Source organism: Oceanotoga sp. (assembly GCF_030445905.1).
Taxonomy (GTDB): domain Bacteria; phylum Thermotogota; class Thermotogae; order Petrotogales; family Petrotogaceae; genus Oceanotoga; species Oceanotoga teriensis.
The window spans coordinates 62,570-88,646 of the sequence record NZ_JASUSU010000004.1; the positions used below are offsets into that span (position 1 = coordinate 62,570).

General features: G+C 25.5%; 27 protein-coding genes. 14 read left to right on the forward strand and 13 right to left on the reverse strand.

Annotated features, from left to right (window positions below):
• Positions 1-111 precede the first annotated feature (111 nt).
• Positions 112-795 carry a class I SAM-dependent methyltransferase gene (locus PWP28_RS01990; RefSeq protein ID WP_308644155.1) on the forward strand — a complete coding sequence of 228 codons (684 nt, stop codon included), beginning with the start codon at positions 112-114 and terminating at the stop codon, positions 793-795.
• A gap of 145 nt (positions 796-940) precedes the next feature.
• Here the strand turns inward: PWP28_RS01990 and PWP28_RS13800 are convergent, their stop codons facing one another.
• Positions 941-1,117: a Dna2/Cas4 domain-containing protein gene (locus tag PWP28_RS13800; RefSeq protein ID WP_374045476.1), complete on the reverse strand. Its 177-nt coding sequence runs from the start codon at positions 1,115-1,117 to the stop codon at positions 941-943.
• Positions 1,118-1,143: 26 nt separating this feature from the next.
• Positions 1,144-2,130, reverse strand: a complete 987-nt coding sequence (locus PWP28_RS01995; RefSeq protein ID WP_308644156.1) for a hypothetical protein — start codon at positions 2,128-2,130, stop codon at positions 1,144-1,146.
• Positions 2,131-2,724: 594 nt separating this feature from the next.
• On the opposite strand from PWP28_RS01995, the gene PWP28_RS02000 reads away from it, so the two are divergent.
• On the forward strand, positions 2,725-2,952 hold the full coding sequence (locus PWP28_RS02000) for a hypothetical protein (protein WP_308644157.1): 228 nt from the start codon (positions 2,725-2,727) through the stop codon (positions 2,950-2,952).
• Between the two features lie 11 nt (positions 2,953-2,963).
• Entirely contained in the window at positions 2,964-4,046 is a 1,083-nt protein-coding gene (locus PWP28_RS02005) for a DUF3644 domain-containing protein (protein ID WP_308644158.1), read from the forward strand.
• 434 nt (positions 4,047-4,480) lie between these two features.
• Here the strand turns inward: PWP28_RS02005 and PWP28_RS02010 are convergent, their stop codons facing one another.
• From PWP28_RS02010 to PWP28_RS02035, 6 genes are all read right to left on the reverse strand, one after another.
• Positions 4,481-6,187: an ATP-binding protein gene (locus PWP28_RS02010; protein WP_308644159.1), complete on the reverse strand. Its 1,707-nt coding sequence runs from the start codon at positions 6,185-6,187 to the stop codon at positions 4,481-4,483.
• A gap of 16 nt (positions 6,188-6,203) precedes the next feature.
• On the reverse strand, positions 6,204-7,208 hold the full coding sequence (locus PWP28_RS02015; RefSeq protein ID WP_308644160.1) for an SIR2 family protein: 1,005 nt from the start codon (positions 7,206-7,208) through the stop codon (positions 6,204-6,206).
• 463 nt (positions 7,209-7,671) lie between these two features.
• Positions 7,672-8,457, reverse strand: coding sequence for an SUMF1/EgtB/PvdO family nonheme iron enzyme (locus PWP28_RS02020; protein ID WP_308644161.1), 786 nt, complete (start codon positions 8,455-8,457; stop codon positions 7,672-7,674).
• On the reverse strand, positions 8,454-9,620 hold the full coding sequence (locus PWP28_RS02025) for an iron-containing alcohol dehydrogenase (RefSeq protein WP_305082101.1): 1,167 nt from the start codon (positions 9,618-9,620) through the stop codon (positions 8,454-8,456). Before PWP28_RS02025 ends, PWP28_RS02020 begins: the two co-directional genes overlap by 4 nt.
• A gap of 11 nt (positions 9,621-9,631) precedes the next feature.
• A complete protein-coding gene (locus PWP28_RS02030; protein ID WP_308644162.1) occupies positions 9,632-10,051 on the reverse strand; it encodes a cupin domain-containing protein in 420 nt (139 codons plus the stop codon).
• Between the two features lie 21 nt (positions 10,052-10,072).
• Positions 10,073-10,390, reverse strand: coding sequence for a carboxymuconolactone decarboxylase family protein (locus PWP28_RS02035; RefSeq protein ID WP_109604570.1), 318 nt, complete (start codon positions 10,388-10,390; stop codon positions 10,073-10,075).
• 149 nt (positions 10,391-10,539) lie between these two features.
• Here PWP28_RS02035 and PWP28_RS02040 point away from each other — a divergent pair, with 149 nt between their 5' ends.
• The gene (locus PWP28_RS02040) at positions 10,540-10,983 is read left to right on the forward strand and encodes a MerR family transcriptional regulator (protein ID WP_308644163.1); all 444 of its coding nucleotides are present in this window, start codon (positions 10,540-10,542) and stop codon (positions 10,981-10,983) included.
• Between the two features lie 298 nt (positions 10,984-11,281).
• On the opposite strand, the gene PWP28_RS02045 is transcribed toward PWP28_RS02040, so the two are convergent.
• Positions 11,282-11,464: a hypothetical protein gene (locus tag PWP28_RS02045; protein ID WP_305082113.1), complete on the reverse strand. Its 183-nt coding sequence runs from the start codon at positions 11,462-11,464 to the stop codon at positions 11,282-11,284.
• A 144-nt stretch (positions 11,465-11,608) separates the two neighbouring features.
• On the opposite strand from PWP28_RS02045, the gene PWP28_RS02050 reads away from it, so the two are divergent.
• The gene (locus PWP28_RS02050) at positions 11,609-12,082 is read left to right on the forward strand and encodes a hypothetical protein (protein WP_308644164.1); all 474 of its coding nucleotides are present in this window, start codon (positions 11,609-11,611) and stop codon (positions 12,080-12,082) included.
• A 62-nt stretch (positions 12,083-12,144) separates the two neighbouring features.
• A complete protein-coding gene (locus tag PWP28_RS02055) occupies positions 12,145-12,291 on the forward strand; it encodes a hypothetical protein (RefSeq protein ID WP_308644165.1) in 147 nt (48 codons plus the stop codon).
• Between the two features lie 130 nt (positions 12,292-12,421).
• Here the strand turns inward: PWP28_RS02055 and PWP28_RS02060 are convergent, their stop codons facing one another.
• Positions 12,422-13,723 (reverse strand): glycosyltransferase family 4 protein, encoded by a 1,302-nt coding sequence (locus tag PWP28_RS02060; protein ID WP_109604566.1) that lies wholly within the window; start codon positions 13,721-13,723, stop codon positions 12,422-12,424.
• A 338-nt stretch (positions 13,724-14,061) separates the two neighbouring features.
• Here PWP28_RS02060 and PWP28_RS02065 point away from each other — a divergent pair, with 338 nt between their 5' ends.
• The 8 genes from PWP28_RS02065 (at position 14,062) to PWP28_RS02100 (ending at position 22,226) form a co-directional block, all read left to right on the forward strand.
• Positions 14,062-15,345: an extracellular solute-binding protein gene (locus PWP28_RS02065; RefSeq protein WP_308644166.1), complete on the forward strand. Its 1,284-nt coding sequence runs from the start codon at positions 14,062-14,064 to the stop codon at positions 15,343-15,345.
• A 49-nt stretch (positions 15,346-15,394) separates the two neighbouring features.
• Entirely contained in the window at positions 15,395-16,276 is an 882-nt protein-coding gene (locus PWP28_RS02070) for a sugar ABC transporter permease (protein WP_308644167.1), read from the forward strand.
• The gene (locus PWP28_RS02075; RefSeq protein WP_109604563.1) at positions 16,270-17,241 is read left to right on the forward strand and encodes a carbohydrate ABC transporter permease; all 972 of its coding nucleotides are present in this window, start codon (positions 16,270-16,272) and stop codon (positions 17,239-17,241) included. Before PWP28_RS02070 ends, PWP28_RS02075 begins: the two co-directional genes overlap by 7 nt.
• A gap of 22 nt (positions 17,242-17,263) precedes the next feature.
• Positions 17,264-18,076, forward strand: coding sequence for a MurR/RpiR family transcriptional regulator (locus PWP28_RS02080; RefSeq protein ID WP_308644168.1), 813 nt, complete (start codon positions 17,264-17,266; stop codon positions 18,074-18,076).
• Positions 18,077-18,089: 13 nt separating this feature from the next.
• A complete protein-coding gene (locus PWP28_RS02085) occupies positions 18,090-19,748 on the forward strand; it encodes a sugar phosphorylase (RefSeq protein ID WP_308644169.1) in 1,659 nt (552 codons plus the stop codon).
• A 134-nt stretch (positions 19,749-19,882) separates the two neighbouring features.
• Positions 19,883-20,656: a DpnI domain-containing protein gene (locus PWP28_RS02090; protein WP_308644170.1), complete on the forward strand. Its 774-nt coding sequence runs from the start codon at positions 19,883-19,885 to the stop codon at positions 20,654-20,656.
• 53 nt (positions 20,657-20,709) lie between these two features.
• A complete protein-coding gene (locus PWP28_RS02095; protein WP_308644171.1) occupies positions 20,710-21,351 on the forward strand; it encodes a hypothetical protein in 642 nt (213 codons plus the stop codon).
• A gap of 104 nt (positions 21,352-21,455) precedes the next feature.
• The gene (locus PWP28_RS02100; RefSeq protein WP_264150252.1) at positions 21,456-22,226 is read left to right on the forward strand and encodes an alpha/beta hydrolase family protein; all 771 of its coding nucleotides are present in this window, start codon (positions 21,456-21,458) and stop codon (positions 22,224-22,226) included.
• Positions 22,227-22,314: 88 nt separating this feature from the next.
• Here PWP28_RS02100 and PWP28_RS02105 read toward each other — a convergent pair whose 3' ends face one another.
• The 3 genes from PWP28_RS02105 to PWP28_RS02115 form a co-directional block, all read right to left on the reverse strand.
• Positions 22,315-23,646, reverse strand: a complete 1,332-nt coding sequence (locus tag PWP28_RS02105; protein WP_109604558.1) for an MATE family efflux transporter — start codon at positions 23,644-23,646, stop codon at positions 22,315-22,317.
• Between the two features lie 57 nt (positions 23,647-23,703).
• Complete coding sequence (locus PWP28_RS02110; RefSeq protein WP_308644172.1) at positions 23,704-24,513, reverse strand: MerR family transcriptional regulator; 810 nt, start codon at positions 24,511-24,513, stop codon at positions 23,704-23,706.
• Between the two features lie 103 nt (positions 24,514-24,616).
• Positions 24,617-25,951: an MATE family efflux transporter gene (locus PWP28_RS02115; protein ID WP_308644173.1), complete on the reverse strand. Its 1,335-nt coding sequence runs from the start codon at positions 25,949-25,951 to the stop codon at positions 24,617-24,619.
• Positions 25,952-26,077 lie beyond the last annotated feature (126 nt).

Here is a 26,077-nt window from a genome sequence, read left to right on the forward strand (position 1 = left end):
TTAAATAAAATTCAATATTATAATTATTTTTAAAACGATCGAATTTTCATATATATTTTTTGATAAAAATTATGTTATAATCATTTTATATTCAAGACAGGAGGATAAATTATGTATGAAGAAATTTCTAATTTTTGGGATAATATTTTTGAAAATAAAAAAGAAATACAATTAAAAAAACCTTTGCCCTATAAAGAAATAGAAAAATCATTAGAATGGTTATCAAAAGACTCAAAAAATGTTATAGAATTCGGATGTGGCAACGGTATTTTAATATTAAGATGTTTTTATTTGGGTATAAATTCAGGTCTGGGAATAGATATAAGTAAAAAAGCAATTGAAGCCAGTATAAAATCTGCTAAATTAAATAATGCTAAAAATTTTATTTTTAATAATGGCGGTATAGAAACATTATATAATTCAAAAGATAATTCTTTTGATAGTGCTATATTATCAAATATTTTAGATAATATATCTCCAAAAGATGCTAAATTATTATTAAAAGAATTAAATAGAATACTTAAAAAAGATGCAAAAATATTCATTAAATTAAATGATTTTATATCTGATAAAAATATCTTAAACAACAAAGAAACTTTTGAAAAAGAATTAGAAAAGAATTTTTATAAAGAAACAAGCGGATTATATCTTTATAATATATCCGACAATTTATTTGATGAATTGATTTCACCTTACTTTGAAATAGAAGATAGATTTGATATCGAGTTCAAAGAATATAATCAAAAAAATAGAATTTGGTTATTAAAAAATAAAAAATTATTTGTGAGAGTATAAGAATTTTCATTCACTAAATATATTTCTCTAATTTCTGTTATTGGAATATAATTATGACCTTTTTCATTTTTAAAATCTAAAGAATTATCTTTTTTCGATAATGTTCCCATGCTCATTAAATATTTTGTTTTCATAAAAACATCTCCTATAAAAAACAATATTCATAAAAAGCACAATTTTTACAACCTTTGATTAATTTAACTTCTGGTATATCCCCTTTAATTAATTCATTCATATTTTTCATAATATTCAATAATTCATTTTCATTTTCTAAATTTATTCTATTTGCATGTAACCATTGTCTCTTACAATCTAAAAACAAGTGATTTTTATCAAATCACTTGTTTTTTATATATCATTTATTTCTTTTTGTGACATATATTCTTCTCTAAGTTGATATAATGTTTTTCCTGTTTCTTTATGAACTGCAAAAATATAAGTATTAATAGTAGACCAATCAAATATTTTTTTTAACCAAGCTTGCATGGATTTTTCTTCTTTATCTACCATTACATTACCATTAGAAAGAAGAGTTGCTTCATTTCCCCTACCTTTAGCTATTATTACATCTCCTTCTTTAACAATCCCCCATTCAAGCATAGAATCAATCTTAGGTAATGCTCTACGTGTAATTTTTTTGTCATTTTCCACTGATAAAGATTTTATTTTATTTCCCATTAAATTTACATAGTAATCATTATAATTTATAATAGGTAATAATTTTTCAACATTCAAATAAATACTTTCATTTATTTTATAGGGTATTAATTTATAACAGCTTATATCAACATTATTACTATTAAGCCAAGCAACGGCAGAAAGAGTTTGTTCGTCAAAATCCGATGCAACAAGAATTATTCTTTGTTTTTCATTAAAATTTTTCTCTGCATCATTTTCTTTAAGAAATTCATTTAATTTTCTAACCCCTAATTCATAAGACGTTAATTCTCCAATTTCAAATTCATTTTTATATTTTTCAATATATGAAGAATAAACTTTTTTAACTAAATCGTCTGAATTATTAATAGTTGCATAACTAGCAGCGTATCTTATTGCTTGAAATTCAAAAGCTTCTTTACGATTTTCAATATCTTTACGATCTCTCTTTATTTCAATAAGAACTATATTTCCGTTGTTATCGACTGCCGTCAAATCGCTTCTTCCATTTTTTTCATTTCTAACCTGTCTTCCTACAATAAGCATGGATTCTTCTTCTTCACAAATCATATCTATACTATTTCTTAAAATTTCTTCTATATCGTTTTCAGTCATATTCAGATCTGAAAAAGTTACTGGTTCAATTCTATCTGCTTGTTTTCTATTAATATTATACAAAAAATATTCCTCCCAAAAGATTATTTTTTAATATTTTCAATAATATATTCATAAATTTCAATTGTTATAAAATTCATACAATTCTTTCCAATATCTTGATTTTTTATAACTATTACCTGACTTACTATATTTATAACACAAATAACTAGAAAAATTTTCTTCATGTATTGAAATTAATATTTGAGTATCATTAAATTAGTTTTTTATTTTTTTACTTTTAATAGTTAATAATACATTTTGCTTTTGTCTATTTAATTTTATTATATTATAAACATAAATAATATAAACTCATATTCATATTTATTTTAAAATAATTAATTAATTTCTTTTATAATCATATTTTAACATTAAAAAATTAGGTATATAATTATTATATACAATTTTAAAAAGAAGGTTTTATTATGAATAACATGGAATATGCTAATTAGTTTTTGACTGAAAAAGATTGGCTTAGTGGAAAAATAATAATTTATAATTTTATTAATGTCAGGTGAATACTTATTAATTCCTTAATGAGGGTAACGACTATAAAGTAATTAGTCTACTATCCTTTAATCATGGATTATTCTTTTAAAATTGGAGGTGAAAATAAAGATGAAAATCGATGATGCAATAAAAGTGTTTTTTGAATCTGAATATTATAATTTGGAAAAAACGTTTAAATCAATTGAGAAAAAAAGAACAGAATTTATAGAGAAATTTCCATTTAATCAAAAAGAAGATTTAGTTCCTGTATGCCCTAATTGTCATATGATAATTCATTCTAAATCAGGACAACCTTATACTATTGAACAAGTAAAAGCCTTCTTAAAAAATAAATAGGTGGTGATTTTATGAGTTTAAGGAAAGGAAAAACAAAATCTATACTAGAAAGTTCAATCGATAGTGTCTTATTAGCAGTTGAAGTATATAATAAGCCTAGAACCACTTTTCGAGTAGAAAACTATATATTATTAATGATTATTGCTTGGACTCGTCTTTTTCATGCACATTTCAATAATACTATAGGTGAGAAATACTTTTATAAAAATAAAAGTGGAAACTATATAAGAGTTGATAATGAAAAGAAAGCTTGGGAATTAACAGAGTGCTTAAAACACTATAATGGTTTGTCACAAGCAGAGTCTGATAACCTGAAGTTCTTTATTAAGTTAAGAAATAAAATAGAACATAGACACATCGAGAAAGAGACTCTTGATACTCTTATTTTCGGAGAATGTCAGGCACTACTCTATAATTATGAAAATACTTTGGTAAAGCTTTTCGGTGATGATTATAGCATTAATGAGAATCTAGCATTTTCCTTACAATTCTCAAGAGTTATGACTAAAGAACAAAGACAAGCACAGAAAAATCTATTATCTAAAGAAGTAAAAAGCCTAGTTGAATACATCGATAAATATAGATCAGAATTATCAGATGAAGTATTTAATAGCCAAGAATACTCAGTGAAGCTGATTGCTATTCCTAAAGTTGCTAGTGCTAGTAGAAATGACTTATCGGTAGAGTTTCTAAAATGGGATTCATTAACTCCAGAAGAGCAAGAAAACGTTCAGAAGCTTACAGCTATTGTAAAAGATAAAGTTGTTAAAGTTGAAGGAGTAAATTCTGGAAGATACAGACCAAGCATTGTAGCAGAAATGGTAGTGGAAAGTGGGATTACTGATTTTAAATCAAATCCACATCATACATATTGCTGGAAGTTATTTAATGTAAGACCCAGTACTGATACAGAAGACCTCTTTGATACCAATACTAATTATTGTTATTATGATGAAGCACATAAAGATTATTTGTATACTGATAAATGGGTGGATTTTTTAGTAAATGTATTTGGGAAAGGTAGGCTAAATTTAGATGAATTAAGTAGTAAGGTTTATAATGGAGAAATCTTAAATATTAAGGACTTTGAATAACAAAAGACCACAAAAATATTGATTTCTAATTATTTAGAAAGACTCTTTGCTAATTTTGTAAATGGTAAAAGAAAAAGGTTCTTTCCAAAGTTATACAACTAATTTTAGAAAGAACCTTTTTCTTCTTGATTTTACATCTCTTGCTATTAAGTTTACACCTTTTGGAGGTACGGCTTGTCTTGATAAAACAGTCTCAATACAGTCAGCTAATGCTATTTTAATCTCTGTGAACTGCCGATATATTGATACATAATATATCTTGTATCTAATACTATACCTTGAATTCACTCAAAATTCTGCTTATTACTTCTCCAATCTCCAGCGATTTTTATCAAATCACTTCTTTTTTATATATCCTTTATTTCAAAATAATTTATATTTTCAATTATTTCATTCTGAAGTTAACAAACAAATTCAAAACATTTTTATTAATTTTACATTTTTGATTGTTTTCTTAATGCTTTAACTGCCTTTGGTACGTTCGTTTCAATATTATCTTTTGCCCATTCATCCCAAAAATCTATTGTACCAGATGTTGGCTTAAGAGCTGGTTTTTGTATCTTAATTCTACTCGGTAATAACGAAGAATCTCCAACTACTAAAGCTTCTCCAATATCAAGAATTGGTAGTAATTCCGCAAAGTTTCCTAGGCTATCAGGTAATAAACGTTTGACTACATTTTGATCTTCAATATTTGTTAGTCTAAGGGCAACAAAATTATTACATTGGCTCAGTACAGTTCTATTTACTTCTGAAGGTCGTTGGCTAATAACAACGAGACCTACACCATATTTTCGACCCTCTTTTGCAATTCTCTCAAATGTCTGATTTGCTGTTGCATCAATATTACTTGTTGAATCTGATGGAATATACAAATGGGCTTCATCACAAAACAGCGCAATCGGATGACGTTTTTCTTTCTCAGTCCATTGCTGAATACTAAAAATAATTCGAGTTACAAGTCCTATGATTAATGGGAGGATATCTGAGGGTACCTCTGAAAAATCAACAATTTTTACCCCTTTTTTTACACTTGATTTACAACCAATTAACTTTTCGATTAGGTCATCAAGATAATTCATCTCCAATAAACTTTCGTTCTGATTAAACAGGAAATTTAATCTTCTATCAGAAACTTTTGAGCTTAATCTCTGAATAAATCTTGTTAACTTACCAAAATAAGGTCCTTGTTTATATTTATTATTTGCACCTGGAACCATTTCCTTATCTATACTGATCAAGTCATTTATAGCTTTTGTTAAATTGTAAGGTATCGGGCTATCAAGTGTAAAACTAGAGTATTCCTCAATTAAGCCTTTGCTACTAAGTAACTCTTCCTTATACTTTAGTACAGTATTAGAGAACATCATCGCTTGATTAGGTGCATTATTATCTGAGCGATCGAGTAGCATTGAAAGCATTTCTTCATATGTTAATAACCAGTAAGGCAGATAAATGGTTTTATCATCAGGTTGATCATTTGGTCCAGCAACTTTATAATGATGAAATCCTTCCGTATTCATAGAACCATATTCACCATGGATGTCAAAAACTAATGCATTTGCTGCTTTCAATTCCGATACTTGCTCTAGTAATCGTGCCACTGACCATGATTTACCGGATCCAGTACTTCCAACTACAACTGCATGTCTTTGAAAAAACTTATTTCCATCTAGCCATGCTTCGGCTTCTTCATCAAGTATGTATTTACCTAAAGATAATGGCGTAGCGGAAGACGCAGCTTGATTCGATATCGCTTGCATAAATCTTGTTAGTTTTTCCCCATTTAATACAAAGCATTCAGCGTTAATCTCTGGTACACTTTCCAAAGTACGCTTAAATACATTATCTTTTGTTCCAACCTTATCAACATGTGTTCCAATCAATGTTGCTTTGATAATATTTTCAACAACAACCTGTTGTTCTTCATCTGATATTTGCTCAATCATTGATTTCCTGAGTATCTTTGAAACAATAGCGATCAAGTGTTGACTTGTTTTTGAACTTCTTATTACAAGAAGATGATTAACCTGAAGCTGTTTTAATTTACTATCATCTTCCACAGAAATAACAACAGTTGATGTATCAACACTATTTACAGTACCTATTGCGTATTCACTTTCATAGTCAAATATTCCCATCATCTACCTCCTCAAATTATAACCATAATTCTATAAATTTATCTAACTGCCAATAATCACCATCAACAACTTCGACTACACCATCAACTGTAATTTTAGTCTTCCCACTAGAATCTTCTTCAAAGACAATGTACTTTTTTGCATTTTCTAGAATTTCTTTAGCTTTATCAGACAATTTCTTAGTTACAATCACAGCCGGTTTACTACGTTGCTGAATATGATCAATCAGTTTAGGCTGTAAATGTTCGTCATTGAAACCATAACCAATACATAAAAATGATAATGCACTTGAAATAAATTCATCTGCTGTAGCTATTAAAGATCTATATGGCTCATTATGCGTTTCTTGGTATTTCTGAATACCTGGAGTAACTATCGCAGGTGTAAATCCATCATATATTTTAAATGAGTTCGGCATAGAAACTAATTGAAGACTTCTTTCATTTTTAAACCAATCTAAGGAACCATGAACTTTACATAGAAGCACAGTGTTCTCTTTCAATTCATTGCTTTTTTGCAAACCAGTAAATTGTTTTGTACATTCACCCTGAAAACCAGTTTCAATATTTGCCGAAATTTTGTCAACAGAGTATTCAACTAATCTATCATAGTTCGCTGTTATAACTTTTACTTTCCTTGGGTGGCTTTGAAGCAACTTATAGAATATTTTGCTTAACACAGTGCCCTCAGTCTGGTTCATTATATTACTAAAAACCTCTTTGTCCTTTGAATTTATGAGCTCCCAAGTAACTCTAATAATATCTGAATACATATTAGGTGTTAATGGTGCTTTATGCATCGCTAATTCAAGATTTTGCGTACTATCTAAAAATTCAATAAAACTGATCCACGCTTCCTCACTTGAGTATTTTGAATTAAGTTTAGTCTTTATTTCTTCGCCTAACGCCCACATCGATGGCAGTCCAAAAGGCACTGAAAATCCTGAACCAATGATAATTGTAGGAATATTCTCTAAGTACTTTTGACACTTTTTAATTATTTCTTCAAATTTCTCATCCATTTCATTCCTCCTTTTATAATTTTAAAACAACTAAAAATCAACCTATAATTGTTAAATTCACTAATAAAAATATTATTAAGTATTAAAAAATAATAATAAGTTAATATATATTATAAAAATATAAAATTCATTATCTCAATTTAAAATTATCGTACTCATTTTCATTTTTAATTTAATTCCAAAATAATAAAAAAATATTTCTCCATTCTCCCATTCCCCCTTTGATAGGCTAATCCGTTAATTAATCACTTCAACTTGATTAATTAATAAAAAAACAGTCCTTTTTCAAGGACTGTCAATCAATTTTTATTCATTTTTATATTTTTTTTATTCATTTAATACATCTCCAAAAAAAGTTATATTAATATTATAACTCTTTTGAATTATAAATTTATAACTCAAATTTTATCAATTATATTTCTATACATACATTTATTAGTTAATGTTTAAATTTTTCTTTATTTTATTTATTTTTTATCAACGTTTTAACCAATCGAAATCCTACATCACTCACAGTAGCATTGGGAAGGTTATTATATCTGTTAACAATACGAACGTTATGAGAATTTACAAACCAACTTCCACCACGTACAACACGATACTTTCCTAAACTATGATGCAATGGATCTATCTGATTTGATTTGTTGTAATCTGTATACCAATCATAACACCATTCCCAAACGTTTCCACTCATATCATATAATCCTAACTCATTGGGTAACTTTTTCCCTATTTCATGAGTTTTAAATTTTGAGTTTTTACTGTACCAAGTAACTTCTTTTGCTAAATTACTTCCTGAATATTTGTATGAGTTACTTTTTTGCCCTCCTCTTGCGGCATACTCCCATTCTGCTTCACTTGGTAATCTGTATCCTTCTACTTTTGATAGTTCAGTTGTTATTTTACTATTTTTATCCAATAAATTTCCTTTTGAATCATAGGCTATTGATATTCCATTTTTTTTGCTTTTCCAATTACAATATTTTATTGCATCCCACCAACTAACATATATTACAGACTTTTTTCCTCTTTTCCAGCCCAAGTCTTTCGGTTTATTTTTATTAGTATCTTCACAATATTCATAGTATTCTTCAAATGTTGTTTCATGTTTTGCTATATAATAATCATATGTCAAAGTTACTTTTTGGGCCGATTTTTCATAATAGTCTTTATTATCATTTACCATAATGAATGAACCTTTTTCTAATAAAATATTATTATCTTCATTAACTTTATTTTTATTTATCAATAAGCTTCTTTAAGGATATTTAATATTTCTTCTTTTGTTAATTCTTTATATCCCCCATTTAGTACTATTGTAGATTCAGCTATTAATGGTAACATTTCTTGTGTAGCTCCTAAATCTTTTAAAGAAGTTATGATTCCACATTCTTTAGTAAATCTTTCTAATTCATCTATACCTGCTAAAGCTATTTCTTCTTTTGTTTTATCTTTTTCTTCAATTTCCCACACTACTTTTGCAAAACGAACAAATTTATCTAAACCATATTTATAAATATATCTATAATAAGGTAATGAAATAGCAGCAAGTCCCATTCCATGAGCACAATCTGTATAAGCACCAAGTTGATGTTCTATCATATGAACTTCCCAGTCTTGAGCTTTACTTAACCCTACAATTGGATTCATAGCAAGCGAAGCACTCCACATAAGATTACTTCTAGCTTCATAATCTTCTTGATTTTCAACAGCTTTTTTTGCATTAACTATTACTGAACGTAATATACCCTCAATTATATAATTTGATACACTGTCATCATTTCCTGCAAAGTATGCTTCCATTAGATGTGACATCATATCAAAAATTCCGCTTACCATTTGATATTTTGATACAGAATAAGTATATTCAGGATTTAATATAGAAAATTTAGGGTTTACATTAAATGGATATACTCTTCCTATTTTTAATTTCATTTGTTCATTAGTAATTACTGAACCACCATTCATTTCAGATCCTGTTCCAACCATGGTAAGTACAGATCCAACTGGTACTATTTTATTATTAACAGGTTCAAATTGTAACCAGTATTTTGTCCAAGCATCTCCTTCACAATAAGCTGATACAGATATAGCCTTAGCACAATCTATAACAGAACCGCCTCCTACTGCGAGTATTAAGTCTACTTTGTTTTCAACTACTAATTTAGATCCTTCTTGTACTTTTTCATATGTTGGATTTGGCATAATTCCAGAAAGTTCATAAACATTTTTATTAAGTTTTTTACAAATAGTAATAATTTGATCATATAATCCTATTTTTTTTATTGAATTTCTACCGTAAGCTAAAAGTATATTATCTCCATATTTTGATAACTCTATTTCTAAATTATTCATTGCATTTTTTCCAAAATGTATAGTTGTTGGATTTTCATATGTAAAATCAAAATTCATAAAATTACCTCCTATTTTTTATAATTCAGTTTTTCGTACTCTTCATCTGTTACTGGTTCACACCATTCATTACTTGAATTTTCTGCTGGTAAAGCTAATGATAAGTGAGCAAATCCTTCATCAATTACTGCACCATGCCAATGTTTTACTTCTGGCGGAATATAAACTATTTCACCGCTTTTTAAAAGTCTAGCTTCTTTTCCTTGTTCCTGATACCAACCTTTTCCACCAGTACATATTAATATTTGACCAGCACCATGATGAATATGCCAATTATTACGACAACCAGGTTCGAATGTAATATTAAAAATATATACTTCTTTATCATTTAAAAAACTTAAATAACTTTTACCTATAAAATATTCAGCAAATTTTTTATTTTCTTCTCCTAAAGGAAAATCTGATATCATTTCTAATTCTTTTCTATTCATTTATTTTTCTCTCCTTTTATATTATTTATAAACTTCTTTGGCTAAAGAAAACCCAGCCCAAGCATTTGGCCACCCTACATAAAAAGCTAAATGAGTTAATATTTCAACCATTTCTTCTTTGCTTACTCCATTATTTTTAGCATTCATAATATGATATTTTAATGAATTGTCAAATATTCCTTTTGTTATTAATGCGGTAACAGTAATAATACTACGTTCTTTTAAAGATAATTCTTCCTCGCGTGACCAAATTTCTCCAAATAAAACATCATCGTTTAATTGTGCAAATTTTGGTGCAAATTCTCCTAAAGCATCTCTGCCAGCTGTTTGTTTTTTCATTTCAATTCTCCTTCCTTGAATAATTAAAGTAATTGACTTTTACAATAATTAATGATAGACTAAATAATACAAGTTCTTTTAAAGTATACAACTTAAAGTCAACTTTAAGTCAAGCAGTTTTTTGTATTTTTTTTATTTGGAGGCAAAATATGATTTATACAGTAGGCGAAATTGCAAAACAAATGGGAGTTTCAGCTTCTACGTTAAGATATTATGACAAAGAAGGTTTATTACCTTTTGTAGAACGTTCAAAAGGTGGTATTAGAATGTTTAAAGATGAAGATTTACCTTGGTTAAATATTATAGAGTGTTTGAAAAAAACTGGTATGTCTATTAAAGATATTAAGGTTTTTATAGATTATTCTATGGAAGGTGATTCTAAAATTGATGAAAGATTAGATATTATAAGTTCACAGCGTAATATTGTAGAAAATAAAATAAAAGAATTTCAAGATATGCTAGATATGTTGAATTATAAGACTTGGTTTTATGAAACATCTAAAAAAGCAGGAACATGTGCTATACATAAGGATGATACAGATAATTTAGATAATATACCAAAAAAATTTCATAAATTCATTGTAAAAAAATAAAACTCTTTGATAAAAAATCAAAGAGTTTTATTTTTTTATTTAATTCAAATTCTATATATGGGCCATATTTTATTTCATTGTTTTGATGTATTATATATTCACAATGACATGAATCTGTTAGTGAATAATATTTTTGTTCATATTGAGGATAATAAGAATATTTTACTATTTCTTTTATTATATCCAATATAATGAAATCATCATAATTTATTATAGTTTTATAATCTATATCTAATTCACCTATTAACAGTATTTGTAATTTATTGGTTTTTTTTATATATTTCTTTTGAATAGTGTTTTAACCAATTATTGTCGTCTTCATTTTTATCCTAATACTTATAATATTCATTATTTTATACATTATTTGACTTTTTCTTGATGCTTTTTTTCTTCCATATAATAATATTTTTGATAATTTATTTTCATCTATGTATTCTTTGATTTTATCTTTTATATTTTTATTTTTTACACATAAAAACATTTTAGTATAATCAAAGTTATATTCATTTTTTATATCATTTAATATTATAAAAAAGTCTATATTTTATTTTTCTACTTTTTTTATAGAGATAGAATTCATTCAGATTCTGATATTACGGGTTTATGGAAAAGTTCTAAAATAGAGATGTTTGCAAAATCAGCGTATGAATGGAATCTTGGTTCAAGAAAGAAAACTTTCAATCTATGTGAACAAGCCATTTATTCTATGCTTATTGGGAATATAAAAGATACAGAATATATTATAAGTGCTATTAATAAACTGACTCCTTATGATAAATGGAAAAAATGCATTATAGATATTTTAATTGAGTGTCCAAATTTAAATACTCCTATTAGAGATTGGATTGAACAGTTTAAGGGTATTCTAAAGAAGCAACTAGAGATTTATCAACTTGTCCCTAAAAAGGATAAAGAAATTAATAATATTGTGAAAATAAAAAGTCGAGATAATAAATTTAAAGATTTTAAAAATAAACCTATAAAAATATTTTTTGAAAAGAAAAATTATACTACTTATACTCGTTCCTCAGTTCACGGTGTCAAAGGTGAAACTTATGAGGCACTATTGTTATATATACAAAGTCTAAAAAAACATTAACGCCTAGTTTTTTGAACAAAGGTTCCTTAGATTCAGAATTAATGAGAATAGCTTATGTAGGTATGACTAGACCACGCAGATTGTTAGCTGTTGCTTTACCTAAAGTGAAAAATTATATACTTAAAAAATCATCCAAATCATTCTCATCAAAAACAAACTTTGAATTAACTTTTTTATATAGATACGCTAATTTTCTAAAACCATCTTGATTTTTAAGATTGAAGTATTTAAATACAATTCTTGTTATTGTTAGAGAGAGTCATGAATAAAGGATTCCAGAAATCATCAATATGCTAAAACACTAATTATCACTACATTTACTGATTTTAGTTCCAAGGTTTAATTTATTAAATTTCTAAGATCTTTTTCCAATCTTGAATAAGAATAATATTTCTTACCCAATTTAAAATTATTGTTTGAAATTTCATTTATATTTTCTGAAAAAATAATTTTTAATATTTTTTCAGCGGCAGTTTCGTATTTTTCTTCGCTAACAGTATATAAGCTATCCTTTATATAAGCATTATTACCAAGACTTACTATATTAAAATTTATTTTTGATATATCTTTTTCATAAACAGGATATTCATATATTAATATAGGCTTCTTTGCAAAAACAGCTTCAAGAAATTGATTACCAAAACCTTCCAGCAAACTTGGATAGGTAATAAAATCAGATATAGCATAAAAATCCCATAAAGAAAATTTATTTTTTTCTCTTTTATCTGAACATATTTTAGAACAGAATTTGAGTTTAACTTTTTTTTGATTTGCATATTTTATTAATTTTTCAAAATATTCAGATTCTTCATTAAGTCCAGGTAAAATTAAATATATAGAACTTTTATCATTTATTATTTTTTTATTATATGTTTCTTTATTATTGTAATTATGAATTTTATCATTAAGTTTTGAAAGTACATCTATCGCCATTTCTATACCTTTCCTTTTTACAATTCTTGTAGCCTGTAAAAATACTATATCATGTTTTTCATCAATATTTAATTCACTATATATTTTTGAATTATATTTATCTTTTTTCCATTCTTTTGTTGAAAAATCAAATACATTTGGTATTATTTTAGATTCAATGTTTTTTTTACTTAAAAGATTATTTCTTGCAATTGAATTTATAACTACATGTTTTATTTCTTTAGGTGGAAAGTATTTTATTAGTATATTTTTTATTTTTTGACTATTTATATTATCATAATAATCTCTTTCCCAATAAAAATCATGATGATGACCTATAACTTTTATTTTATTTTCTTTAGAAAATTCATAAACAGCAAGTGCTGCAGGTATATTATGAGCAAGTGAAAAAAGATTATTAACAATTAATATATCAAAATTTTTAATAATATGAAGTTCTTCATATATTTTTTCTTTGAGTTCGTTTAATTTTTTCAAAATTTCTTCTTCTGATTTTTCATTTTTTTCAAATATCCATGATTTTAAAATCATATTTTCTTCATTTCTATAAGATAATGAAGGGATTTTTATTGCATTTTTTGTTCCAATTTCTCCTCCAATTAAAAAAACTTCATTTCCCATTTTTGTTAAAACATCTTTCCATTTTTCCATTTCGAGTGATACTCCATCTGTTTCTCCGACTCTATAATGAAGTAATCCTATTTTCATTTTATCACCTCTTTGTTGAAAATATTCTTTTTAATTATAAAATAAAAAATAAATTTTCTTAAATTGAATTTTTGGCTTTTTTAATTATAATAAAGCAATTATTTATATTTAACTTTTTATTTCTTTTAAAATCGTATTTATGTTAATTTATGAATATGTTAGTAAAAGAAAGATTTTAATGATTTTTTAGGTATATTTTTAATTAATTAGTCGAAACATAATTTAATTATGTTTTGATTATAGAAAATTATATTTTATAATTTTGAAGAAAATATTCAGTTTTTTATTAAAAAAAAATAATTTTTTCAACAAAAAAAAGAAAAGGGGGGATTTTTCTGATGAAAAAATTTTATTTATTAATCATGATTTTTGTTTTATCAATTTCTGTAATGGCTGAATTAACATTTTGGACAACAGAAACAGAATCAAATAGGCAAACAAGAATTAAGGCTTTAGCTACTATTTATGAAGCTCAAACTGGAATTAAAGTTAATGTAGTTCCTATTGAAGAAAATGATCTTATGACTCAAATTCCAGTTGCAAAGAATTCTGGTACACTTCCAGATATTTTAGAAGCTGGTATTGAACCTTTACTTCTTCTTGCTTCTGAAAATTTCATGGATAAAGATTTGAACACAAAAATAGTGGATAGTTTTGGAGATATATATCCAGGCGCAAAAAAACTTTTAAGTGATGCTGATGGTTCTTCTTTTGCAGTACCTTTTCATGCCTGGGTACAAGGTTTATGGTATAGGAAAGATTGGTTTGAACCAAGAGATTTAGGTAATCCATATAGTTGGCATAACATTTTAACTGCTGCAAAAGCTTTAAATGATCCTGCAAAGGGTGTTTATGGAATAATAATTCCTAAAAAAGCTAATGCTTTTACACAACAAGTATTTACTGAAATAGCGCTTGCAAATGGAGCTAGACCAATGGATGCTCAAGGTAATCTTCTTTTTAATTCTAAAGAGATGATTGAATCTTTTAGATTTTATAAAGAATTAGGTAAATATTCTAAACCTGGTTATACAGATGTTCTTGATGCATTAAAAGGGTATCTTTCTGGAGAAACTGCAATGACTTTTTATTCAACTTATATAATGGATGATATTGCTGTTGAAGAAGTTCAAAAATCAAGAATTGATAAATTTGATGCCGATCTTGTGGTACATACAGGTTTTGCTAATAAAATGATTAATATTAGACCTACTTCTTATGGACAAATGGTAGGAATAGGTATTTTGAATACATCAAAAGACAAATCGAATTCAGAAGATTTTATTAAATTTTTAATGTCACCAAAAAATTATGTTTACTGGTTACATATGGCTCCCGGTGGAATGAATCCTACGAGAAGTAGTATAGCTGGAAGCGATGAATTTTTAGATAATCCTATACTTCAAAGATATGGTAAAGAAAAGATGGCTGAAATAGTTGCAGCTCTTAATGAAGTTGAAAGATTTGAGTTTATAGATGGTAAAGTTCTTACTGATATGAGTAAACTCGATGCAAATTTTGTTATAGGAAAGGCTATAAATTATATGTTCGCAAATGATTGGAGTCCTCAACAGACAGCAGCATGGGCTCAAACTGAAGCAAAAAGAGTTTTAGGTAAATAAAATAAAAGGGGCTGTCCCCTTTTATTTTTTAATGATTGGGAGGTTAAAAATGGCAATTTTAGATAATTATTCCCCTCTAAAGAAAAAGGAAGCTATTTTTGGTTGGAAGCTCGTATCTCCAACTGTAATATTAATTTCTCTTTTAATACTTTATCCTGTATTTTATAATATATATCTTAGTTTTTTTGATGTTTCTCTTTCTTTAGGCGAAAATAATAAGTTCGTGGGATTTTCAAATTATATTAATATTCTTAAAGATATAACGTTTTGGAGATCTTTTGGAATTACATTATTATTTACTTTTATAACTGTTGTTGGAAGTATATTATTAGGACTTGGTGTGGCTCTTTTGATGAATAAAAAATTTTTTGGTCGCACATTGGTAAGATCTTTATTATTATTACCTTATGTAACTCCATTAATTGCGATAGTTTTTTCTTGGAAATATGTTCTTTTACCAATCGATGGTCCTTTAACAAAATTTCTTACTCTTTTTGGATTTAGTTCTGGAATGGATATAATAAATGATCCTAATAATTCATTTATTGTTGTATCTATATTTAATATTTGGAGAAATTTTCCTTTTATTTATCTTATGATACTTTCAAAACTTCAATCTATAAATGACGATTATTATGAAGCTGCTGAAATTGATGGTGCAAATTCATGGCAAAAATTTTTACATATAACACTTCCTGAATTATATTTTGTTATTGGTTCTGTGGCACTTTTAAGAGGTATATGGAATTTTTATAAATTTGATGAAGTTTATCTTATGTCAAAATTTGCCAATACATTACCTATATATATTTATGAAAAAGCCTTCACTGGAATTCCCCAACAAGGTGTAGCAGCCGCTATAGCTACATTATTATTTTTATTTATGATGAGTCTGATCGGCGTTTATGTCAAGAAGGTGTTAAAATGGTAAAAAGAAAATCCATCTTAAAAAGTATTTTATTTTATCTTGCTATATTTGCATTAGTTATATTTGTAGTTTATCCTTTTATATGGATGCTTTCTGTATCTTTCAGATATGATTCAGATGCATTTGATCCTGGAGTAATTCCTAAAAGACCAACAATTAATGCTTATATGGAACTTTTGGGACTTAAAGAATCTATAAGAGATGAATTATCTAATGAAGAAAAACAATTGCTTGATCTTGTAAAAGATTTACCAGAAGAACAACAAAAACCCATATTAGATAAAATATATTCTCAAAGGAAAAAAGAGTCTTTTCCATTTTTAAGATTTTTTCTTAATAGTCTGTTAATAGCAGGATTAAGTTCACTCATTAGTGTCATAATTTCTATCTTTGGGGCATATGCTTTTAGTAGGATAAAGTTCCCAGGTAGAGGCACTATTCAAAAATCAGTACTTCTTGTTTATCTGTTTGGTGGAACAATATTAGCTGTGCCTCTTTACCAAATATTTGTTAAAATAGGAATGACAGGAAATGGTTATAAAGGACTTGTTTCTCTTTTTGTAATATATCTTGTACAAACTTTACCTGTTTCACTTTATATGTTAGGAAATTATTTTAGAACAATACCTGAAACAATAGAAGAAGCCGCTATAATTGATGGAAGTTCAAGAATAGGAATAATAACAAAAATAATTATTCCTCTTTCATTGCCAGCTATAATAACAGTTTTTATATATGCTTTTATGATTGGTTGGAATGAATATTTATTTGCCTCTATATTTATAAGACCTTATCCACAGTTTTATACGCTTCCTATAGGTTTGAATGAAATATTTTATTCAGATCATGCAATATGGACTAAAATGATGGCCGCATCTGTAATGACTTCTATACCTGTTATAATATTATTTATGACTATGGAAAAATATCTTGTTGGTGGCTTAACTGCTGGCGGAGTCAAAGAATAGATAAAATTAAGAAGGTGACTTTATGGTTATAAACAAAATAAAAGGAATATATAAATCCTTAACAAAAACTGAAAAAAAAGCTGCTGATTATATAATTCAAAGACCTGATGATGCTATACATTATAGTATTACAGAACTTGGAAATTGGTCTGGAGTTAGTGAAACCACTATATACAGGCTTGTTAAAAAAATCGGCTATGAAGGTTATCAAGAATTTAAAATTGACCTTGTAAAAGAATTGAGTTCACCAAGTATGGAAGTAAACCAAGATAAAGATATTTTTGAGAGTTATCATTCAAAAGTTTCTTTAATAATAGATACAATAAATAGAAATCTCGATAAAAATCTCATAGAAGAAATTGCAAATAGGATAGATAATAGTAATAAAATAATTATATTTGCTGTAGGTCGTTCATATCCAGTAGCTCTTGATATATCACTTAAATTAAATTCTTTAGGTTATATAGCAAATGCCTTTTCAGATCCACACATGCAAGTAATAGTTGGAGCAAATTTAAGTTCAAAAGATACAGTTATAGCAGTTAGTCATTCAGGATTTATAAGAGATGTTTTTAAATCAACAGAAGTTGCAAAAAATGCTGGTGCATATACTATAGCAATTACTTCTGGTGTAAGATCTCCTTTATCTTCTGTTGCTGATAAAGTACTTTATACTGTTGCCGATGCACCAAATGAAAATGAATTTAAAGAAACTAGAATAGGTGAAATGTTTATTTTTGATCTTATATATAATGTACTTTTAAAAAAGAGAAATCTTAAACAGCATTTTGAAAATATAAATAAAGTTATAAAAACAAAAAAATTTGATAAATAGGAGTTGTTAACCTGTGCAATCAAATACTTTAAAAGAAATTAAAGATATTATTTTATCTATTTATGGAGATAACTCTGATTATGTATATAATTCAATAAAAAATAAAATAAATTCTATAAAAACTAAAAGAAATAATTTTTATAAAATTTCAAATAAAGATTCAGTATTAATAACTTACGCAGATAATATATATACAAAAAATGAAAGTTGTTTGAAAACACTTAACAAATTTTCAAAAGAATTTATTGGAAATTCTATTAATACAATACATATACTTCCATTTTTTCCCTATTCTTCTGATGATGGATTTTCAGTAATAGATTATAAAAAAATAAATGAAAAAAATGGTTCATGGGAAGATATTAAATATTTATCAGAAAATTATAGATTAATGTTTGATGCTGTAATAAATCACATATCTAAAGAAAATTATTGGTTTCAAGAATTTCTTAATGGAAATAAGATATATTCAAAATACTTTATAGAATGCGAAAATGATGAAGGACTTTCAAAAGTTGTAAGACCCAGAACACATAGTTTATTAACAGAATTTAAAACATCGGAAGGTATTAAAAAAATATGGACTACTTTTAGTGAAGATCAAGTAGATTTGAATTATAAAAATCCAGAAGTATTACTTGAAATAATAGATATATTGATTTTTTATGCTGAAAAAGGTGCAAAATTATTAAGATTAGATGCAATTGGTTTTTTATGGAAAGAAAAATATACAACGTGTATTCATCTTAATCAAACTCATTTGATAATAAAATTAATAAGAAAAATTTTTGAAATGACTTATAAAGATGTATTAATAATAACAGAAACAAATGTACCACATGAAGATAATATAAAATATTTTGGTAATGGTAATAATGAAGCTCATATGATATATAATTTTACATTACCACCACTCATTTTATATACATTTTTTAAACAAGATAGTAGAGTCTTTTTAAAATGGCTTAAGTCTATTAAATCTCCTTCAAAGTATGCAACTTATTTTAATTTTCTTGCTTCACATGATGGAATTGGATTAAGACCTTTAGAAGGAATTATAGATGATAATGATAAAAAAAATTTAATCGAAGATATCATAAGACATAATGGTTTCGTTTCTTATAAGAAGAATTCTGACGGTTCAAAATCTCCTTATGAATTAAATATAAACCTTTTCAGTGCTTTTAAAGATGATGATCTTGATTTAAGTATAAGAAAATTCATTTCAGCTTATGCAATAGCTTGTTTTATGCCTGGAGTACCTGGAATATACATACATTCTTTATTAGGATCTGAAAATTTTTTTGATGGTGTTAAAAAAACTGGTCAATATAGATCTATAAATAGAGAAAAACTTCATTATGAAAATTTAATAATCGATTTAAAAAACCCAAAAACTCTAAGATATAAAATATTTCATAAAATGAAAAAAATATTATCTATCAGATCTAATAATATAGACTTTGATCCTTTTGTATCTATGAAAGTATTAGATATTGATAATGAAACTATATCTTTTGAAAGAAATAATAGTATAAAATTTATTTTAAATATTTCTAATAAAGTCAAAAAGTATGATACTGATAAACATTTTGTTAATTTGATAGATGAAAAAAATATTGAAAATTTTGTTGATTTAAAACCTTTTGAATTTGTTGTTTTAAAAAAATAAATACTTTTTATTTAATTGTGTTATAATTATTTTAGATGATGAAATAATATATGTAATCTAATCATAAATAATGTGATTCTCTCAACAGAGGATCACTTTTTAATTAATATCAATATATTTGATCGGAGTATTATATGGAAAATAAATTGAATATAAACTTAGCAAATAATTATAAAAATAATAGTCAAAAGATAAGAATAATTACAGAAAACTGGGTAGAAAAAAATATTTTTTGTCCCAAATGTGGAAATAATTTAAAAAAATTTAAAAATAATAAACCAGTAGCTGATTTTTATTGTAAAAATTGTAAAGAAGAATTTGAATTAAAATCAAAAGGCGGTAAAAGTTTTGGCAAAAAAATAACTTCTGGTTCTTATAAAAAAATGATTGAAAGAATAAACAGTCTAAATAATCCAAATTTTATTTTTCTATTATATGATAAAAAAGACTATATAATCGAAGAAATTTTTATAATTCCAAAAAAATTTTTCGTATCAGACATTATAGAAAAAAGAAATAAATTAAAAAAAACTGCTAAAAGATCTGGATGGATAGGAAGTAATATATTAATTAAAAATATACCCTCTATATCAAAAGTATATTATATAAAAAATTATGAATTTCTAGAAAAAACGATAATAATGAATAATTGGCAAAACATCAATATAATAAAAAAAGATAATTATAACGCAAGAGGTTGGCTATATGATATATTAAATTGTATTAATAAAGTTGATAAAAAATTTAATTTACAAGATATATATAAATTTGAAAATGAATTAGCTAAAAAACACCCAAATAATAAAAACATAAAAGCAAAGATAAGACAACAATTACAAATATTAAGAGATAATAACATTTTAAAATTTTTGGGTGATGGAAATTATGAAATATATAATCAATACTAACTTAATAAACATTATAAACTAAATTGGAATAAATATTTTTTGGAGGTTTATATATGAGCTATTCACTAATAGAACCGCAAATAAAAGAAATTTTTAAATTTTGGAATATTAATGATTTAAATATAAATAATAAAATAATAAAAATTTTTGAGAATGTGAGAGATATACCATATGGAAATATAAATTCAAGGTCTCCCTATGATGTTTTTAAAAATAATATGGGTACTTGTTCTGGAAAGCATTTTCTAGCAAGAGATCTTTTTAATTATATAGGTATAAAAACTAAAGATATGATTTGTCTTCAAAGATGGAAAGATTTGACTTGGTTTGAAAATGATTCTTATAAAATAATTGAATTTGCTGAGCCCCTTAAAGATTTCTTATATCAATATGAAATTATTGACTTTCATAATTATTTAATGATTATGAACAATAATAGATGGATTCAAGTAGATTTAACTTTAGATTCTAAGTTGTCTTCTCTTGGATTTAAAATCCAAGAAAGTTGGGATGGAAATTCTGATATTCCAATGTGTTTTGTAACTACTAATAAAATATGGGAATGTGGTAATTTTGGAGCTGAAAAAAAAGCAGAACTTGTTTCTAAATTACCAGATGATATTTCAAAAAATAGAAAAATGTTTTTAAAAGCTTTTACCAAATGGCTTGATGATTTTAGAAATAATAAGTTATAATATTATTAGATTATAATTATTTTCAAATTATTGAATATCGAGGTGTTTAAAATGTAAAAAAAGTTCCCCAAATCAATTTAAATAATATAAAAGGGGATGAAATAATGATATTTAGAGGTAAAGTTTTTTCAAGCATTTTTGAAATGGAAACAAATTTAACTGTTGTTATTCCAAATAATTCAAAAGATATTAGCAAATGTAAAGTTTCTTATTTACTTCATGGCTTATGTGGTAGTAGTGGAGATTGGCTGGATTATACACAACTTCCTATTTTTTCTGAAGAGTATAATATTATTTTTATAATGCCCGATGCTTCGAGAAGTTTTTATACTGATATGAAATACGGCCTTAAATATTTCACTTACGTAAATGAAGAGTTGCCAACTTTATGTAAAAATATTTTTAATATAAATACCAGTAGAGAGAATACTTCAATTATTGGTAATTCAATGGGAGGATATGGTGCTTTAAAATCAGCTTTAACTTTTCCAGAAAAATATGGCGTATGTTGTTCATTTTCTCCAGCATGTTTATTTCTAAAAGAAGGACTTGATTTTCAAAGAAATAATCCAGAAAAGGTTAGAGAATTTTTTGGTGAAAGAATTGTAAATGATTTTGAGTCTATTTTTGGAGAAGAACTTTTATGGAATTCAAGTTATGAAATATTAGATTTGATGAATAAAATAAATGATTTTGAAGAGAAACCAAAAATTTATATTTCATGTGGATTAAGCGATGGTTTAATTAAGGATTGTAATAGACTTGCTAATGAGATGAAGTCTTTAAATTTTGATTTTTTTTATGATGAATTTGATGGAAATCATGATTGGTATTTTTTCAATGAATCTTTAAAAAGATCTATGAGTATTATTTAATAAATTAATAATATATCTATTAAATAAAAGAGCATTAATTATATGTTTACTTTGAAAGTATCATATGATTATTGCTCTTTTTTTATATTTAATTTTCATATTTTAATTTGAATTTTTTATATTTATATGTTGAATAAAAAAATGTGAAAGTTTCTGTTATTGGTACAACAAGCCATAAACCCCAGTATCCTATTATAATTGGAAGAATCAACAAGTTTATTATGAATAATATTAATGTTCTCAAGGAAGATATTAATATTGAGGTTTTTGCATCTGTTATTGCCGTAAAAAAAGAAGAGGCTATTATATTAAATCCCATAAGAACAAAACCTATTGAATATACTTTATTTGCTTCACTTGTTATCTTTAGAAGTTCTACATTATTAGTTATAAATAATTTTGTTATTTGTTCTGAAAATAGTAATACAACTATTAAAGAGATTATTCCTATCATAAAACCAGTAATTACAGCATATTTCATCAATTTTTTTATTCTTTTAATATTTTTACCGCCATAATTATAACTTATAATTGGTGCTATTCCTGAAGATATTCCCATTATAAAGGATATTATAAATACACTTATATAAGAAATTATAGAGTAGGCACTAACTCCTATATTTCCAAGATTTTTTATTAGTACCCAATTATATAAAAATGTTGTTATTCCAACTGAAATTTGAGATAAAAATTCTGATGAACCATTATAGAATATTTTTATTATCATATTTTTTTGAAATTTTGGAATTTTAAATTTTATTATTGATTTTTTTGATATTATGAATATAAAAAATACTATGAATGGTATGAATTGTGATATTCCAGTTGCCCAAGCTGCTCCATATGTACCAAGGTTATATTTTATCACTAAAATATAATCAAGAAATATATTGAATATTGCTCCAGTAGAAGTAAATATCATGGCAAATATCGGATAACCTTGACTTCTTATACTTAATTCGAGCAAATAAGTTATTGAAAAAGCAAATGAAAAATAACTTAATATTTTTAAATAATTTTTTAGATGTTCGAATGTAATTTCATCTGCCTTTAAGAATAAGGTTATTTTATTTAGAAATAAATTTGTGAATATTGTTATCAAAATGGAGAAAATAACTAATATGAAAAATGACACAGAAAAAGCATTATTAGCATTTTCTTTGTTTTTTTGACCTAAACTTACTCCTATGAATGTTCCACCGCCTATTGTAACCATTATAGAAAAAGCAGATATAAAAAATATAAAAGGCATAGCAAGATTTACTGCTGCAAGCCCTACAGATCCAACTCCCCTTCCAATGAATATACCGTCTATTATTGTGTATAATGACATTATAATAGAAGATATAACAGCTGGTGTTGCAAATTTAAAAAATAAATATTTTATATCCATTCTTCCCATATCAACTTTTGAATTCATTTTTTTATCACCTCAACTTATTCCGTTGAGATTTTAAAGTATATACTTGATATAAGGTCAAGTTAATTTTTTGACTGGTATGCAAAGTTTTCCAAAGTATCTATCATTAGTATTTATTAAAAAAGGATTGGTTGTATCTAATACAAAAGGTATGTCTATTATTTGATATTTTTTATCTTTTATATATTTTAATATTTCTTTTATTTTTTGTCCTATTATTTCTTCATTTTCAAAAAAATAATAAGTTAAATATTCTTTTTTATTTATTGTTTTATATTCTATATTATTTATTATGAAATAATTTTTATCAAAAATAAATCCAAAATAAGTTTCTTTATAACTTTTATCATTTAAATCAAAAAACATTATACTTTTTATTTTTAACCTGTTTTTGTCATATTCTATTTTTTGATTAAATTCCTTTATTTTATTGTAATTTATTATATTATTTTTATAATCTGCTGGGAATTCTATATAATTTATTTCTTCTATAGTTTCTAAATGTATTTCATTTCTTTTTTCATTCAATATATCCATATTGTCCATTATTTCATCTATTATGCTTTCTTTGTTTAAAAGTGTTAATATTTCTTTTTTTATTTTTTTCTTTTTATTTTTTAAAGCTACTTTTAAAGTTTTCATATCTTCATTTAAAAAATATTCTTTTATTTCTTTTATTGAAAAATCAAGTCTTCTCAATATTAATATTGCTTCTATTCTTTCCATATCTTTATAACTATAGTATCTATAATTATTTTCATGTTTGTATTTTGGTTTTATGAGACCACATTTTTCATAATATAATATTGTTTGTCTATTTATAAAAGTTAACTTTGATAGTTCTCCAATAGTTAGATAATTTTCCATTATAATCCCCACTTTTTAACTTTATTTTATATTTTCACCCTATACTGAGTATAAGGTTTTGGAGAGTTTTAACTATTATAATAATTTAAAATAATTTTATAGATCAATTTATAACATTTTTTACCCATTTTTTTGTTAAATATCTATGTCCAAGTATTATTGCTTTGGCTATTTCATCAAGCATTGTAAGGAGATATACCCAATAATAATCGAGTTTTAAAATTATTCCTGAAATAAATGCCGCTGTAACACCTAGTCCCCAAAGAGTTATTATTTCTGCGTAAAACATTATTTTAGTATCTCCACCAGCTCTTAGTATACCAACACCATTTATAAGATTGAATGATCTTAATGGTATGAATAAAAAAGATATATATAATATAGTTTTTATCATTTGTTTTACTTCTTGAGATACGTTAAATGCTTTTAATATTAAAGGTAATATAGATATTAGTAATAATATTAATATGATGCTAAATATAAAATTTAATTTTATAAGTTTTTTAGAGTATTTTTGTGCCTCTTCAAATCTCGATGCTCCAAGTTCTTTACCTATTATTATAGCAGTTGATGATCCCAAAGCAAATAAAAATGCCCATATAAATTGCTCAATAGTATCTACTATATTTTTTGCTGCTATTACTTCTGTCGATATATTAGCAAATATTATTGAATATGCTGTTACCCCTGCAGCCCATAAGAATTCATTTCCTGTAACTGGTGCTGCATGTTTTATAAATCTTATAACAAAATCTTTTGATATATATTTGATACTTTTAAATTTAAAAAAGGCAGGATGTTTTAATTTTATTATGTAATATACTAAAAATATTGCTTGTACTATTCTAGCAAATAATGTTCCTATAGCTGCTCCTGCTTCGTTCATTTGAGGAACTCCAAATTTTCCAAATATGAATATATAATTCAAAATTATATTTATTCCCATTGCTAAAGAACTTGATATCATTGGAATTGTTGTATGTTCTGTACTTTTAAATGCAGTTTCGAAAACAAATATTATAGACATGATAGGATATGATATCGATACTAATTTTAAATATTGCTTTCCTGCGTTTATTACTTCAGAATCTGGACTAAAAAAACTCATCACAAATTCTGGCTTGAAGTATGCCGGTATAAAAAATATCAGAGAGGCTAAGAAAGCAAATATAAACATTAAACTTGTAGTTTTTGATATGTTTTCTTTTTCTGATTTTCCATGATATTGTGATATAAATATAGAACCCGCACTTGATATTCCAAACATTAATAATGAAAAAAGAAAAAATATTCTGTTTGCTTGTCCTACAGCTGCTATTGCAATGTCTCCTAGTTGACCCATCATAAGAGTATCTATAAAATTTACTCCTGTAGATATGAGTTGTTGTATTGCTATTGGTAAAGCTAAGTAAAATAATCTTTTATAAAAACTCGACATGTTTATCCCTCTCATTTTTTTAGTATAAAAAAAATATTAACAAAAATTTATTACAAAAATATAGTTTTGATATAAATATATAAAACAAATTGGAGTTTATGAATACATAAACTCCAATTTGTCGTT